Here is a 14,045-nt window from a genome sequence, read left to right on the forward strand (position 1 = left end):
GGCCGATAGCGCTCTCTCGTGCATGCCGCATGCGCAGGAATCCCCAGCCCAGGAATTTGGACAGCTTCCAGATAGCCTACGGAGGCAGTTGGCCATCTCAGTCGCACCACCGGCCCGCGTCTAAGATTCACATTTCCGCCACCGCAGAACGTCGGGTCGTCGTGTAAAAATTATATGCCGCGCAAGAGTTGGTGAGACGTGGAACTGCAAACCAACTGCGTGGATAGCTATGTGCCTAGCTACGACATGCCTTCTTTTGCTCGCCTGCCGGACGGTTCCCGTCGATCCATTATGCGATCTTCCTGGCCTGAAACGTGAACGCCCCAATAACAATGAGCGTCGCCAGATAATTTTGGACTACGGTCACGCATTTTTGGACTGTGCACCCATAATTTTGGATTCGCGCACTCGCCTGCTCGGACGCGCCAGCGGGCAGCAATCAAACGGCTGCCCTCGGCGTCGCTGCCCTCGAACGAGACAGGCCACTCCCACTGAACGGATTGAGTAACTTTTTTTGCGGCTGCGCAATATTTTTTCGAAGAACAGGGAAATCTGGTACGGCACAGGCGAGAATATAATCCAAGTATGTCGAGGCGGTAGGCATGCCCTGCCCGCGTAGCGGCCAGCTCGATCCAGTCGGGCGGCCCAGGAAGATCTTGGGCGACGTCGACTACGAAGGTGCGGTCATCCGTCCCGGTGACGAGGTAGTCGACCCGGTAGAATTCGCCACCATAGGACAGCTCGACGCCTTCGCACGACCATCGGGCGACGTCCGGATCGACATCGAGCAGACAGGCGAAGTCCCGGCCGACCTGGCTCCGGAAGAACGGAGAACCGGTGCACTTGATGGTGGCAAGCGGATAGTAGAAGCGAGGAGGCTCGTTTCGCGGGACGACATCGCCCGGCGGCCTCTCCAGACTTCGAACTTATTTTCGAGGACGACCGCTTTTGGTCGGAGACTCTCCTCTTTCCGCACCTTCGAAGCTCGACGACGACTCGATGGACTACTACTTCCCAGATTACGACAGGCGGTGGAGTCGGCAGACCAAGCGGGCGATGGAGAAGTTCGACACCAAGCGCCTCGAGCTAAATTCCAATTGGGCGCTCGAAAACCAGATCTGGTCCTGTCCGGGCTGCGGACGATCCAAGGAGGAAATCTTCCGGAAGTCGTCGCACGGAATACTCCTCGCCAAGCTCGAGCTCCATCACGACCACCTCTGGGACGAGGGTCTGCGCCGGCCTGAAAAGCTGCTCGGACCGGCCTGACCGGAACCATCGTCACTCACCGAGTGTTTTCTAATGCCGATCGCGCAGAGGGCCAAGCCCCTGCCACCCCCTGCACAACCTCAACAAGGCGGCTGCGGAGGTTCTGTTTTTGCAAGTGCTGGACGAAGACCAATTCACCGTCCTTTTCACAAAACGGATTTGGGAACTGTCGGCTGAGAAAGGCTTGCCGTTTGGCAAGGAACCCTCCGAATATGCACGGGCCGTTGCGCGGGCTTACTGGCTATCGCTCCATGCAGAAGGCTTGAGCCCTGAAGAGTGTGCCGACGAGGACGCCTCGTATTGGCCCTGAAGCACTTTCATCGTCCGTAAGGTGCCAATCTGCGCCCCTAGGATCCCAAGCATTTTTCCGCAGGGGGCACGTAATCATCCGAAAGCGTACAGGAACCTAACGGACCGTCTATCGTTATGGCATCGGGACCGCGCGCGAGAGTCCTGCGCCCGCAAGCCTCTCTACATCGCCCGCCCCCGCGCGGTCTCGTCCTTTCCCTCTTTCACACAATTTGCCCCGTTTCGGCGGGGCTATTTTTGTTGCGGTAAAAACCTGCGGCGCGGGAACATCTGGCGATGAATCAACCAGCGTCGGCGGCTTTCCCGAACATCACGCTTTGGCTATGTGCCGCGCGGCGACGGACGCGCGATCCCGGATCACCTCCGGTTCCGGCCGAAAACGTTAATGTACTGTAGCTGACGAAGGGCTGTTGACCCTAGTCGACCAGAGGCCGACATAAGTGCCGATGAGCAAGGTGGAGACTTCTTCGGCCGTCTTGTAACCCTCCTGATAGAATTCGAGGGCGGCTGTACAGAGCGTTTGCGATGCCCGCTCGTCCGGATCGACTTCGTAGAAGCGATACCAAGCTTGGACCGCCTCCGAAAGCATGCGGAAATCCTTGTCGCGCTGACTGGTTGGCATGGCTTGTCTCCTGGTGGTTCGAGGAGATTTAGAGATGCTTTTGCCGTCTTCAAGGCCCGGCGGAGGGTCGCTCCGCCGTACCGCTTCGAGTCTAGCCGTTCGGCCGAATGACCACCTTGACGCAGCCGTCCTGCTTCTCACGGAAGGTCTTGAATGTCTCGAGGCCTCCTTCAAGTCCTATCCGATGTGTGATCAGGAGGGAGCGCCGCGGAGCACAGGAGACGACGCGTGGCTACCACGAAGTCGGTCATTCTCGGAGAGGCCTCTCCGCCGGTTGTACAGGGCGAGGCTACGCCGCGCCCGCTCGTCCGTAATGCTTGTGGATACCGGCTTTTGGCGCTGGAACCGTGGGGTCTTGCCAGAGTTCTGCTTTCCGACGGAGACGGAAGATGGATCAGGAACGGTATAACTGGATAAGTCGCCGGGCCCATGAGATTTGGCAGAGCGAAGGATGCCCGAACGGACGGGACCGCGAGCACTGGTCGCAGGCGGTCGACGACTGGGACTCAAGGGGCCAAGCTGATCCGCACATCGGCCTGAACGCCGTGGTTGATCACGTCCGAAGGGTCCTCGTTGTCGATGACGAACCTCTGATAAGATTTGCAGTGGTGGACGCGCTCGAGGACGCGGGGTTCGAAGTTCTTGAGGCAGGCAACGCGGAGGAAGCCCTCGTCCTCCTGGAAGGGACTCAGGTCGACGCCGTCTTCACGGACGTCAACATGCCCGGCTCGATGGACGGGCTGGGCCTGATGGCGCGCGTGCGAGCGCGTTCGCCGGGCACGCGGGTCATCGTGACCTCTGGCCATGTTCGACTTGGTGCGTTCGACCTAGCAAGCGGCGTCTCGTTCGTTGCGAAACCCTATGCTCACGAAGTGATAGTTAGCATGCTTAAAGCCCCCGCCGATTCATCGTGATGTCGGCGGGCTTGCTTTCTGTGGGACGCAGTTTTCGACTCTCGGCCGCGGTTTTTTTACGACGGGACGAGTAACCGTGCGGTCCACCGACGAGTGGTGATGGCGAAAGCGGTCGACGCACGGAACGGGTCTTCCAATCAGCAACTCTGTCGAATGGTGTCGATCTTTTGAGATCGGAACGGCGGTGAGGAGCAAGATGGTCGGCCGGGCGGCGGATTTTTAGGCAACCGACGCCGAAATCAAAAAACATTGGGCCCTTGTCGAGAACTGATCTCCTCGTACGTCTATTACAAGTGAGGGCGCCGAACAACCATCTGGCACGCCCTTCAACTTCCGAAGGTGGCCGAAACTGGTCGGATAGCGAAACGGTCGTAATGGATCCAGGGAGCAAGCACATGGACATGAGCGAATTGAAACCTGCGAAGGAACTAGCCGCGAAACGTGTGAGCAGGTTCATGAACGAAACTGCGGACCACGCCGAGGCGAGGACGGCCCTGCTGGCGGAGGAGATCGAGGTCCGACGACATCTCGCCAGACTTGCGGAGCAACGCCGACGCCTGCCTCCCGGCCCGCTCGTACAAAAGGATTATCGCTTCAAAGACGAAAACGGTGAGGAGCTCGGTCTGGCAGACCTTTTCGGGCATCATGATGCCCTTGTAACGTACTTCTGGATGTTCGGCCCGCAGCGGGAACGGCCCGTCCGATGTGCGCGAACTTCCTCGGTGGAGCGAACGGCAATGGCGCCGACGTCAAACAGAGGGTCGCATTCAAGATTATCGGTCGCAGCGCGGTGGAGCGGCAACGTGCGTTCGCTATCGAACGCGGCTGGCGTGACCTTGATTTCGTCCAGGCCGTGGGCGACGACTACGCCCGAGACTTGGGCGTGCTCGACGACGAGGGATCAGAGTATCCGGGATTCACGGTCTACCAGAAGGATGGGGACGACGTTCGGGTCTTCTACAATGGCGAGATGCCAGCCGAAGCGGCGGATCCCGGCCAGGATCCAAGGGGGGCGGTAGATATCGCCCCGCTCTGGAACATTCTGGACATGACGCCGACCGGCCGCGGCACGGATTGGTATCCCAAGCTCAATTACTGAACTCGATCGCGGTTCGGGGCGCGGTCAAGGCGTTCTGACGCCGCTGTCTGCTGTGGAATGCTCTCATCGTAGGTGCTCCTAGTCGGGATCGGAAGTGCGCCTTTTGGGCGCCGCGGGATCAGGGGCCAGTCGATCGAACAGGAACCCAGACCCGAGCCGATGCTGGATGGCCTGATGACAGGACCAGGCTGCCGACGATAGCGACCATGGCAATCAGGATGACGATGATGGGAAACGCGAGGCCGGACGGCTTATCTTCATGATAGATCATTGATTGCTCCTGCGGCCCGGCGGCGTCCTATGCGCCGCCGGGAAACGCGTGTTAGGCCTCGATGATGTAGACGATCGTGAGAGCATCGGGATCGACGATGACGATCCTGCCATCCGCGAGGATGAAGAAGCGGTAGCCTTGATACTGCGGAACGATCTTCACGATGCGCGTCGGCAGCCGTTCCAGCCGAACCTTCTTCGGGATTTTCGTTCCGACGGAAACCGTGAAGTCGACTTCCTTCACAGGAGCAACGTGAACCTCCTTCACTACCGTTCGAATTTCGGTCTGCTGCTCGACCGAGATGCTGACGTTGGTCTTGGTGTTAGTCTGGTTGTTCGTCGTGGTGTTGTTGTTGGTTTCGGACGAACTTTTGTTTGTGGTCGTCGTATTTTGATCGGTGGACTGCTTGGACGCATCGCCGCTTTCCGTAGTGCTCTTCGTGCCTGTGGTTGCCGAGCCGGTGTTATCCGTGGTGCCGGACTTGGCGGCGGGTTTCTGTTCTGTCTTGGTGCCACCGCTGGCGTCCTTCGATGCAGGCGTGGTTTCTGTCGAAGTCTTGCCGGACGCATTTCCGCTCGTCGCGCCATCGGTCGAAGGCTGTTCGGCACTCTTTTTCATGTCCGAGCCCTGACCGGATTTCTGCTGCGATGACTGGCCCTTGCCTGGGCAGGCTCCCGAAGCGTCGGGGGTGCAGTCGGTGCCAGTCTTGGCGGAGCCCGCCTGCGAGCCGGCGTCAGTGCCGGACTGGGCCTGGCCACTGCTCTTGGTGTCCTGCTGGGCTTCGGCAGGGAGTGTGGCAAGCGGCGACACGCTCAGGGACAGAGCTGCCACGAGCACGGCGAAATGGTTGCTTTTCATGATCGATCTCCGAGGTTTGGGTATTATACGACGCCCGCGCATCTATGCGGTGCGCGCATGCCCTCATGGTTGGAAGGGCGGTGGAGCCGCCCGTCGGTCACTGGATGACCTGGATGACCTTCCGCGAGGAAGGTTCGACGATCACACGCTGATCGTTGACGATCGCATATGCATATTTCGGATCATTGGGAATTGGCGTCACGACGACGGTCTCCGGCAGGGGCTGGCCGACGACGACCTTCTCCTTGACGACGACGCGTTCGGTCGGGGCCGGGGCCTGCTGAACATAGGTGACAACCTGCTGCGGCGGCGGATCGATGACGCTGCCTGCCACGCCGCCGACGATGCCGCCGACAGCCGCGCCGACCGGGCCGCCGACGATCGCGCCCGTTGCAGCCCCACCAACGGCGCCTGTGACAGTCGACTGCTGGGCAAAAGCGGCTGTCGATGCCAACAGGACACCCGCGGCAATACCTACAACTTTGATAATCATATGTTTTCCTCCTTGGATGCGGTTGGTTCCGCTGCAGAGCGAAACCGTCGAGTGGAGGAAGTGTTCCAGTACCGGGACTTCGTACCGGGGTTGCGCCGGACCTTGGTCCTAGCCTCTTAATTGCCTCTCGCTACTGCGTGGGGTAGCGGCTCAGCATCCGATCCTGGACGTTCTCGTGGCCGACGATCATCCCCGCAAGCGAGATGGCTTTCTCGCGGTCTGCGGCGTTTGTTATGTAGCCTTCGAGCAGGACCACCGGGCCGAGCATCCTGATCTCGATGGCACTGCTGTCGATATTCTGATCAGCGGAAAGCGCCGCTTTGACGTCGCGATGGTCGAGGCCGAACTATGGCCTTGGGAGCAGCGCTCTTCATGGTTGGTGTTGTCGGAACCGAAGTTCATATCGTCCTCCTGTTCCGTCCCTCCACGGACCGTCATGATACCTCAGACCTAATATGAGAAGCAGGTGGCGGCGTCGCCAGTGCGACCTAAGTCCCTCTTCCCCCCGACGGTATGTGGCATAGATTTCCCTCTTCCTTGTTGAAAGGAACACCAGGGAGGTTTTAGCGATGTTGCCGTCTCCAGTCAGAACCTCCCTGGTGAAGCCGTTGTCGATCATGTCGGGCGTTCCTGGGAGTAAAGGGCCGCCATCAATGCAAACGGTCAGTATAGTAAACTGGCATAGAAGCGAAGATTTCGCCCCTCTGGTGCTCGTGATGAGCGGTCAAGAAAAGCACAGGCTGATCCGATCACTTGGCGAGGTTGCCGAGGCCCTCGTCGCCGCTTGGCCGACAGACGACGGCAAGGAATACATTGCGGCCGTAAAAACCTGCCTGGATGCCATTCAAGGCAATATCCCCGCAAAGACAGCGCGTGCCGCGCTCATTCGCGCGGCGGAGGAAGCCGGAATTCCCGTGATTGCCGCCGTCCACTGACAGATTGCCCTACCCGCTTCGAGCTGTGAATGTTCGCTTCCCAGTTCCGTTGAACAAATCGATGACGGCCGCGCGGGCAAGAGGCCGGGAGATCAGGAAACCTTGGAGGCTGTCGCACCCAAGGGCCACTAAAGCGTCGCTCTGTTCGTCCGTTTCCACTCCTTCAGCCGTGGTCTTAAGACCTTTCGCTCGGGCCATATTGATCATCGCCTCGATGAGCGGCTTGCTGTCTCCTTGCACTGCATCGATGAACGACTTGTCGATCTTGATCCTGTCGATCATGACATTCTGCACTCTCGAGAAGGAGGAGTGGTCGAAATCGATTGGAGCCTGCGTCGAGAAGCGGGTGACGACCGCCTCGACGTCCGTTGGCGAGAGCGCGGCGGCCCGGCTGTGGAAGCTCCGAAAAGGAGGGGCTTCGGCTCCCGGCTCATCTATTCCAGCCTGGCTGCTTTCGGAAATGTTTCTGTTGATTATGCCCCGACAGGACTCATACTCAGCCTAGATGCCTCGCTCCAAAACCTGCAAGATCAAAATTGCTCCGACTCTCCGACGTAGAATAGTGCGGCCCCGGCCCTGCAGATACAGGTTCCGCGCAGGCGAGAACGATGACGCCGCCCCCCTGCGGACTACCGATGGGAATTCTGCGGCGTAGTGTCTGGCGAGACCGCTCAGTGGAAGGTGGACCCGCTCGCGACGCGATGCGTTCTTGCGCGGGCGTTTTTGGCTGCCATGGACAACGCGTCCGCTATTCTTTCGGGCTTCGTCGGCTTGGCGACGACAGGTCGCCCCTTAGGGTTCTCGATAAGGCCGGGGTTCACGGTGAAATACACCACCCCAAGTCCGAATCCAGAAAAGAGGGCGCGGGCGATCGACGGCCCGGTGAGTCCATCCCCCAGCCGGACGTCGATGATGGCGATGTCTGCTTCCGCGCCGAGATCCAGAGCCTCAGACATGTTTCCCGCGAGCCCTGCGATTTCGAATCCGGCGTCGATCGCGACATCCTCGATCGCCAGAGCAATTCCCAGTTCGTCTTCGACTATGAGCAGGCGCATGTTTCGTCTCCGAGGATGGCTCCAAAAGCGGCACGGCACCCTCTGGCGTCGCCAATCGAAAACATCCCCACCACAACCGGTTCCACGCGTAAGATTTGAGTCGCAGCCATCCCCCAACCTAGGTCCGAGGTCGTCCGGGATCCCGCGACGACATGCAGGCGGCGCGCCATGAGGCATGTTCATTTATAAGAATTCTGATATCTTCCGCGCTCGAACGGGAGTGAGCGTTATGTTTACCGCGAGTTTGATTCCGGAAGCCTTTTACTGGGCGCGTTCAGCGAAGCACTTCGACGGGAAGCTCACCGTAGTGCAAGTCTCGACTGTCTTCGGAGAAGATCCCAACTACTGGTCCCTTGCACTACTGGGCACAGACCAGCACGCAATGCCTTGCGATTTCGAGATCATCGGACCATTGGTGCTCCCGGACGAGAACCCCGTGCGGCAAGCCGCAGAGTAGTATTTTCCTCCGCAGGCGAACGCCATGGCGAAGGAGTCCCACGTCGGACGATGAAGATTGGACCCGCGGGCTCGTCCGGTCCGGGCTTGGGAAGCGGTGGCGCCTCGCCGGGAATGCGATCGGGACCGTGTGGTGGCGTATCGAAAGGCGGGGGCGATGGCGACGGCACGATGGGTTCGTTCGGAACGGACACCGAGGTTCCTCTTCGCTCGACGACATGGGAAACGAGCGTGAGTTCCGTTGACGCTCGACAGAACGAAAGACGCGGCGTCAAGGATCTTTCACCAGGATCGATTTTTCTTTCACGCGAGCTAGTCCCTCTTCTCGCCGCGCCAATAACTGTCGATGATATGACGACCGTTGCCCAAGATGCGCTCGCCCAGTTCGGGGTTGCCTCCTTGCAAGGTCTCGGGATCCCCACCGCATAGACGGACGAAAGCAACCTGCTGGACGGTGAAGGTGAAGTAGTCTTGGTGGGGGGGTTCGAAGTCCAGCCTCGCGTCCCTGATGCCGTTCTCGACCTCGGCAGCAGCGTCAGAGATCGCCTTGAAGACGGTGTCGAGCATCCTGCGTTCGGCCGCCTCCCTTATTTCGAGGAAGCGTCTCTGATCGGGTGTTGGCGGCGTGCAGGTGTTCTCGGTCATGGTCATCCTCTTTCACGGAATCAGATATCGCGAGCCTCGTGAAGCACGCGTGGTGCCTATGCTTGCCTGAGATCGCGCACCGGTTTATGAATACGCCTCCAAAAACCAGAGCATCGGAGAAGTTGGGCTACCGGCACTGTAAAGTTTTTCAATCAGGACAAGGGTTTCGGCTTCATCACACCGGACAACGGCGGTCAGGACGTCTTCGTCCATATCTCTGCCGTTCACGGCGGATCGCTGCGCGACGGCCAGGCTGTCAGCTATGAGCTCGGCCAGGATCGCAAGACCGGCAAGTCCAAGGCTGAGAACGTCCGGCCGACCTGATCGTCACCAACAAAAAAGGCCGGGGCGAAATCGCACCGACCTTTCGTTCGTCTACCTATCCTGCCAGTACATCCGTGGTCAAGCCAGTCGACGAGGCATTGCGAGCGGCACTATTTCCAGCGCTCATCAGCAATGCCGATGCGCCGTATGTAGTGGCGCAATCTGTCGATATCAAGGCAGTGTCTCATCTACCTGTTCGCGAAGGGTGCGCCGCCGTTCCCTGGACCTCGCCGCGCTCCTCGCAGCCGCAGCTCGACGCCGCATGACGTAGAAGAATATTCTCCTGCCATTCAGTGCGAGGTGATCGCGCGACCGCTCGACCGAGATGCTCTGTAATGGCGCGCCGGAGCAAGCCGACGAAGCCACCGCGTACCGCCATCCGACCGTTGAAACAAGGAGCTCGAGCGGCATTGCAGAGACTAAAGCTCCAAGCGAGCCGATGGCGACGATCGTGGTCGCGACCCGCGCCGCCTTCTCCCACGGAAGTACCTGCCCATAGTGGTAATAGATTCCCATAAGAGCTGGAGCGCAGCCGATTCCGAGCAGCCCCTGTCCCAGCAGTGCCTGGGCGAAAGACCTCGTGGTCGCGATCATCGCCGAGCCCGCGGCACCGCAAATGGCGAGCGCTGTCATCGGCAATCGGCACCCAAAGCGGTCAAAGAGCAAGCCTACCGGCACTTGCATTGCGGCGAAGCCGGCGAAGAATGCAGGATAGAACACCAAACTGGAAAGGAGATAGCAGGAGATCCCTTGAGAGCTCAGGGCCCACAACTGCAAAGAAGGTTCTGAAGAACATACTGAGAAGAAAGCTCAATGAAAATGCAACGAAGGTACGGAGGAAGACGGGAAGAACCTGCATCCAAAATCCGCAGGAGGGCATGCTCCGTTGATAGCTTGCGGTGGTGAGTGCGGAAAGAACCCCGGTTGCATGCCTCTGGCCAGCAGCACTCGCGTTGATGTGGCGTGCGAAAACGAGGCGCAGTTCAGGGCGGACCCTCTATCCGGGGAACCTCGTGCGATTTCCGATGTTTTCAGACGAGGGGAGTTTGACATGCATTTGGTACAGTTGTTCATTCCGGCGACGCCGCGAGCGAGTATCGACTTCGAAGATTTTGTTGCATCTGTTCAACGCGAAATGACGGAGCGCTTCGGCGGGGCAACGGCGTATCTCAGTTCGCCCGCAAAAGGACTCTGGTCGAAGGACCGGAATATAGAAGAGGATGAGATTGTCGTGATTGAAGTCATGACAGACGATCTCGATCGGAACTGGTGGCACCAATATCGAAGAAAACTCGAACACATGCTCAACCAGGACGAACTGCTGGTGCGGGCGCTCCCAGTAGACAAGCTTTGACAAGCATTTGAAATGTTGCGGCCGGCCGCGGCGCGCTTACGGCACAGAGCGCTATCTGATGCAACGGCCCATGCCGTCCTAGTGATCCCGACAAGATCGACCGACGCAGCCCGGGAAGTAAGCAGCACTGGTGCAATTAATGCCATCATGGCACGCCGACCCCAAGATCAAGATCCGCTTTGTGAAGGCAGCGGCACCTTGCCGGTCGGCGACAGCGCCAGAAAACAGTCGGGTTTGGCCGAGATGTCAACGTTGATCCGGTCGAACGGCTCGGTCTTTTCAAAGAAGGACGATCGCGGCGCGTTGAACGAACGGCAGAGCGCGTGGCCGACGGGTGTCAGGCTGGGTCGGGCAATGGTGGCCTCTCGACGTGACGGCAATTCCGAATGAAGGGACGATGCGACGGTCAGATTGCCTGACCGCCCGAGATGTCGAAGGTGGTGCCGTTCGGGGGCTACGCCAGGCAGCGAGCGGTTGCACGCCTCGAAAGGAATCGAACCGGCGACACGCTATTCAAATCTGAGACTCGTTCGCCCCCAACAGGCTTGCAATCGACCCCGCATTAAGGGCAAGGCATCGCGACACGTTCACCGTTCAAACCGCTCCAGCATTTTTCTCAACTGCGCGTTTTGCAGCTTTAGCTTTCTTGCCAGTTGATCCCTGAGCACCCTGATCTCTTCATCGAGCTTCATCTCGTCTGCAGTGTCGTTAACTTGGGAAAAGTTCGCAACCGCTACCGCTTCCTTGCCGCGCCTCCTTTGCTTGCGCGGTTTCACCTCGACAGCTAGCTTGATCTTGGTTTGTGCAGCGTTGACGGCGATGCCAATACCACCGGATATAGCGGGATCAGCGACCTCCACGGTTTTGGCGACCTGGCCGTCGACCTTGTCGTGGACATCGTTTTCGGCTTCTTCGGATTGCACTGGCACTGCGGAGATTGCAGCGGCTTCATCGTGACGAGGTAGCTCCTCGCTTGCTGGTCGAGCAGCTAGGCTCTCCTCGCCAGCCGTTTCAGTCGGACCGGAAATAGCCAACGCCTCCGGCGTAACCTTCTCAGTCGAGTCGTTTTCTCTTTTTTGTTCGCGTCCCGGTGAGATCAGTCGGGCAAGGAATTTCCAGGGAGACGCCATTTATCCGACCTCGCGTGTTATCCGCAAGCAGGCAGTGAGTTTTGGTTCCGGGAACAGCATCCCCCGTTGCCAAATTGTTTGTCTCGATAAGCATGGAAATGCGGCCGGCGGTTGACCGGCTGCTTTTATCAATCGAGCTTGAGCCGTTTGCGCAGATCGGCATTTTCAGCGCGAAGTTTTTCAGCCAGAAGCTTGCGCAGCCGCTGATTTTCCTCTTCTAACTGCAGGAGGTCCGCCATTTCATCGATCGCTGTCGTCGGCGCGGCCGAGGCTGTCTGCACCGCCTTCGGAGCACGGCGCACAGGTGCGCGTTTGGCGCTCGCCGCAGCTTCGATCACCTTTGTCTTGCGCCCTCTCCTCTTCACACCACCGGCGCCGGCCAGAGCAGCTGCTGGCTCTGCCGTAGTGTCAGCTGACGCGGTTTCGAGTGCCGCGGCTTTCTTGGCCCTGGGTTTGCGCTGTTTCTTCGGCGTAATTGGCGTTTCGACAACGGCCGGCACATCGGCACTGGTTGCAGTATCAGTCTCGTCGGCCATGCTTATCTCCTGTGCATCTGATGCAGTTGTCGACGGCTCAAGAGGCGGTGTCAACAACGACTCAGCCTGATCTGGTTTTGGTAGAGAAATTTCGCTGTCGGATTTGCCACTCTGAGAGCTATCCGACAGAAACGGCATTGCCTCTTCGTCTAGGTCGCGAGCGACGGACTTTAGGTCCACGTTGCCCCAGATCGAGTTCGACCTAGTATCGAGTTTTCGTCTGCCGCTTTTGTACTCGACGGCAAAACTGCGTTGCACTTTTTTCAATATAAAAGGCCTTGAAGATTCACGGGATGATTTGGTGATGGGGTGGTATATCCGAAATAACGATTACCGGACTGCCCGTCTATAGCCACGCTCAAATGTCCACCTCACCTTTCCAGGAGCAGAATTCGTGGCCAGTCGAATGGGGGATGAGACGGGTGAGGCTACATTGGCCCTGAACGAAGTCAAACCGTACTGATTCAAAAGTTGCACGTGGGCAACTTATCGGCGAGCTTCCTTGTTGTGCATCGCCGGAGTCTTAAAAGATTTTCCGCCAACCCCGACGCGGTCTATGTAGCGCATCCAGAGCGCCGGCGTTGCCAGCGCGCACGGGCGAAGGCCCGATCGATCGGCACCACCGTCGTCACGCATGAACTGCCGAACCCTCAATCGAAGAAGCAATGCGCCTGTCAACCTTGTCTTTCTTTGCTCGCCTGCCGGGCCAGTTCCCTTCGATCCATTATGCGATCTTCCTCGGCACCACAATCGGCGTGGTGACGAAGCTGATAAGGAAATGTCGCTGGGCCGGCACAGTGTTGTATCTTCAAATATGGAAGCCAAGATCGTTGCGACCCCTTGGGCAGAAGTGGGGCGGAGATCGACCATGATCGTCCCGTACCGCGAGGAATGCCGCCAGCTCCAATCATCGATGCCCATAACCCGCGGATTTCCGACGAAGCCATTGAGAAATGGGAAAGTAAGCCGCTTTACACCTTCGCCGGAGACAAGAAGCCCGGCGATATGACCGGCGATGGCGTCGGCGGCGTTCGCTTGTCGGATATCGTCCCGCCGAGCAGCCGCCCAGAGCGGCGAGGCCATTACCCTGACGCCTTCTGCGCCGCGCTCATCAATTCCACAGCCGATGGGTTTTTATGCGCCGGCACAGATTGTGTGATGCGAGAGCACACAGCGTCGAGGTTCGGTCGGTCTGCATCAACGGGCTTCAAGGAAGCCGAGGCCATCCGATTGCGGAAGATGCTGGACAAGCTGCGCTGGAAGCGAAAGCAGCCGCCCCTGCCCTATTCCTGAAGTGCGGCTATTGTCTGGGTCGAGCCGACCCTGGTCGCCGAGAGCGAGTTTCCTGGACAGCTGATGGGAAACTTCGCCATCCATCCTAACAAGCGGAGGTGGCGCCTAAGGTGAAATACGCCGACTTCAACCAGATCACCCCGCAGCAAAAAGGTTCCGACGACCCTTCCGGCCATTGCGTACGGACCCAGAACAGATCGTTAGCCTGCGGCTGACGCCATTCGTTCGGCCGCGGCTCACACAGCGCCACTTGGCGTATTCAAAAGCGCCGAGGCTCTTCGTGCAGCGTTGGAAGAGCGAAGCCATTGAATCTTGTGAAGCATTCGGTTGCGCGGCGGGCGGATTTCAACTAGGTTTCGCAGCGAGGCAGTACGCGCTGCCTTGGGGTGTGGAAACCCCTACAAGCGGTTGGTGTCGGCCGATTCGACACCACACTCCTTGACCTTCGGTCGAGGAGCCTGTGGCGTATGTCCAGGTTCCTCGGA

16 protein-coding genes and 6 pseudogenes are annotated in these 14,045 nt (G+C 58.9%); 10 read left to right on the top strand and 12 right to left on the bottom strand.

From position 1 onward, the window contains the following. Positions 1 to 999: 999 nt before the first annotated feature. Complete coding sequence (locus AF337_RS07440) at positions 1,000 to 1,266, top strand: hypothetical protein (RefSeq protein WP_152970956.1); 267 nt, start codon at positions 1,000 to 1,002, stop codon at positions 1,264 to 1,266. Between the two features lie 691 nt (positions 1,267 to 1,957). Here the strand turns inward: AF337_RS07440 and AF337_RS07450 are convergent. Further along, positions 1,958 to 2,197 carry a hypothetical protein gene (locus AF337_RS07450; RefSeq protein ID WP_049731603.1) on the bottom strand — a complete coding sequence of 80 codons (240 nt, stop codon included), beginning with the start codon at positions 2,195 to 2,197 and terminating at the stop codon, positions 1,958 to 1,960. Positions 2,198 to 2,586: 389 nt separating this feature from the next. On the opposite strand from AF337_RS07450, the gene AF337_RS07455 reads away from it, so the two are divergent. Then, positions 2,587 to 3,111, top strand: a complete 525-nt coding sequence (locus AF337_RS07455; RefSeq protein ID WP_082336765.1) for a response regulator — start codon at positions 2,587 to 2,589, stop codon at positions 3,109 to 3,111. A 395-nt stretch (positions 3,112 to 3,506) separates the two neighbouring features. Beyond that, positions 3,507 to 4,210 (top strand): annotated as a pseudogene (locus AF337_RS07460) (DUF899 family protein). A 118-nt stretch (positions 4,211 to 4,328) separates the two neighbouring features. Here the strand turns inward: AF337_RS07460 and AF337_RS43580 are convergent. The 4 genes and pseudogenes from AF337_RS43580 to AF337_RS07475 form a co-directional block, all read right to left on the bottom strand. Further along, a complete protein-coding gene (locus AF337_RS43580) occupies positions 4,329 to 4,481 on the bottom strand; it encodes a hypothetical protein (protein WP_167347731.1) in 153 nt (50 codons plus the stop codon). 51 nt (positions 4,482 to 4,532) lie between these two features. Next, positions 4,533 to 5,339 carry a DUF1236 domain-containing protein gene (locus AF337_RS07465; protein ID WP_049731604.1) on the bottom strand — a complete coding sequence of 269 codons (807 nt, stop codon included), beginning with the start codon at positions 5,337 to 5,339 and terminating at the stop codon, positions 4,533 to 4,535. Between the two features lie 97 nt (positions 5,340 to 5,436). Further along, positions 5,437 to 5,832 carry a DUF1236 domain-containing protein gene (locus AF337_RS07470; RefSeq protein WP_049731605.1) on the bottom strand — a complete coding sequence of 132 codons (396 nt, stop codon included), beginning with the start codon at positions 5,830 to 5,832 and terminating at the stop codon, positions 5,437 to 5,439. 130 nt (positions 5,833 to 5,962) lie between these two features. After that, positions 5,963 to 6,234, bottom strand: a pseudogene (locus AF337_RS07475) (BON domain-containing protein). Positions 6,235 to 6,485: 251 nt separating this feature from the next. On the opposite strand from AF337_RS07475, the gene AF337_RS07480 reads away from it, so the two are divergent. Beyond that, positions 6,486 to 6,767, top strand: a complete 282-nt coding sequence (locus AF337_RS07480) for a DUF982 domain-containing protein (RefSeq protein WP_049731612.1) — start codon at positions 6,486 to 6,488, stop codon at positions 6,765 to 6,767. Positions 6,768 to 6,776: 9 nt separating this feature from the next. Here AF337_RS07480 and AF337_RS07485 read toward each other — a convergent pair whose 3' ends face one another. Beyond that, the gene (locus AF337_RS07485) at positions 6,777 to 7,049 is read right to left on the bottom strand and encodes an EAL domain-containing protein (protein WP_049731606.1); all 273 of its coding nucleotides are present in this window, start codon (positions 7,047 to 7,049) and stop codon (positions 6,777 to 6,779) included. Between the two features lie 12 nt (positions 7,050 to 7,061). On the opposite strand from AF337_RS07485, the pseudogene AF337_RS45160 reads away from it, so the two are divergent. Then, positions 7,062 to 7,325 (top strand): annotated as a pseudogene (locus tag AF337_RS45160) (regulator); the annotation flags it as partial. Positions 7,326 to 7,438: 113 nt separating this feature from the next. Here the strand turns inward: AF337_RS45160 and AF337_RS07495 are convergent. Then, the gene (locus AF337_RS07495) at positions 7,439 to 7,822 is read right to left on the bottom strand and encodes a response regulator (RefSeq protein WP_049731608.1); all 384 of its coding nucleotides are present in this window, start codon (positions 7,820 to 7,822) and stop codon (positions 7,439 to 7,441) included. Between the two features lie 229 nt (positions 7,823 to 8,051). On the opposite strand from AF337_RS07495, the gene AF337_RS45165 reads away from it, so the two are divergent. Continuing rightward, complete coding sequence (locus tag AF337_RS45165; RefSeq protein ID WP_049731613.1) at positions 8,052 to 8,279, top strand: hypothetical protein; 228 nt, start codon at positions 8,052 to 8,054, stop codon at positions 8,277 to 8,279. A 311-nt stretch (positions 8,280 to 8,590) separates the two neighbouring features. On the opposite strand, the gene AF337_RS07505 is transcribed toward AF337_RS45165, so the two are convergent. Beyond that, positions 8,591 to 8,923, bottom strand: coding sequence for a hypothetical protein (locus AF337_RS07505; RefSeq protein WP_049731614.1), 333 nt, complete (start codon positions 8,921 to 8,923; stop codon positions 8,591 to 8,593). Between the two features lie 90 nt (positions 8,924 to 9,013). Here AF337_RS07505 and AF337_RS39940 point away from each other — a divergent pair, with 90 nt between their 5' ends. Next, on the top strand, positions 9,014 to 9,247 hold the full coding sequence (locus tag AF337_RS39940; RefSeq protein WP_082336766.1) for a cold-shock protein: 234 nt from the start codon (positions 9,014 to 9,016) through the stop codon (positions 9,245 to 9,247). Between the two features lie 171 nt (positions 9,248 to 9,418). On the opposite strand, the gene AF337_RS07510 is transcribed toward AF337_RS39940, so the two are convergent. Next, entirely contained in the window at positions 9,419 to 9,880 is a 462-nt protein-coding gene (locus tag AF337_RS07510; RefSeq protein ID WP_152970957.1) for a hypothetical protein, read from the bottom strand. 418 nt (positions 9,881 to 10,298) lie between these two features. Between AF337_RS07510 and AF337_RS07515 the strand changes: the two genes are divergently transcribed. After that, entirely contained in the window at positions 10,299 to 10,601 is a 303-nt protein-coding gene (locus AF337_RS07515) for a hypothetical protein (protein ID WP_049731615.1), read from the top strand. Positions 10,602 to 10,789: 188 nt separating this feature from the next. Here AF337_RS07515 and AF337_RS46465 read toward each other — a convergent pair. The 3 genes and pseudogenes from AF337_RS46465 to AF337_RS07525 form a co-directional block, all read right to left on the bottom strand. Next, positions 10,790 to 10,957 (bottom strand): annotated as a pseudogene (locus AF337_RS46465) (glutathione S-transferase N-terminal domain-containing protein); the annotation flags it as partial. 231 nt (positions 10,958 to 11,188) lie between these two features. After that, on the bottom strand, positions 11,189 to 11,731 hold the full coding sequence (locus AF337_RS07520) for a hypothetical protein (protein ID WP_049731610.1): 543 nt from the start codon (positions 11,729 to 11,731) through the stop codon (positions 11,189 to 11,191). Positions 11,732 to 11,859: 128 nt separating this feature from the next. After that, complete coding sequence (locus AF337_RS07525) at positions 11,860 to 12,534, bottom strand: transcriptional regulator (RefSeq protein WP_012489415.1); 675 nt, start codon at positions 12,532 to 12,534, stop codon at positions 11,860 to 11,862. A 624-nt stretch (positions 12,535 to 13,158) separates the two neighbouring features. Between AF337_RS07525 and AF337_RS45175 the strand changes: the two are divergent. Next, positions 13,159 to 13,266: pseudogene (locus AF337_RS45175) on the top strand (hypothetical protein); the annotation flags it as partial. 192 nt (positions 13,267 to 13,458) lie between these two features. Further along, positions 13,459 to 13,649: pseudogene (locus AF337_RS45180) on the top strand (ATP dependent DNA ligase); the annotation flags it as partial. Positions 13,650 to 14,045: the final 396 nt, after the last annotated feature.

Source organism: Rhizobium ecuadorense (assembly GCF_001187535.1).
GTDB lineage: Bacteria > Pseudomonadota > Alphaproteobacteria > Rhizobiales > Rhizobiaceae > Rhizobium > Rhizobium ecuadorense.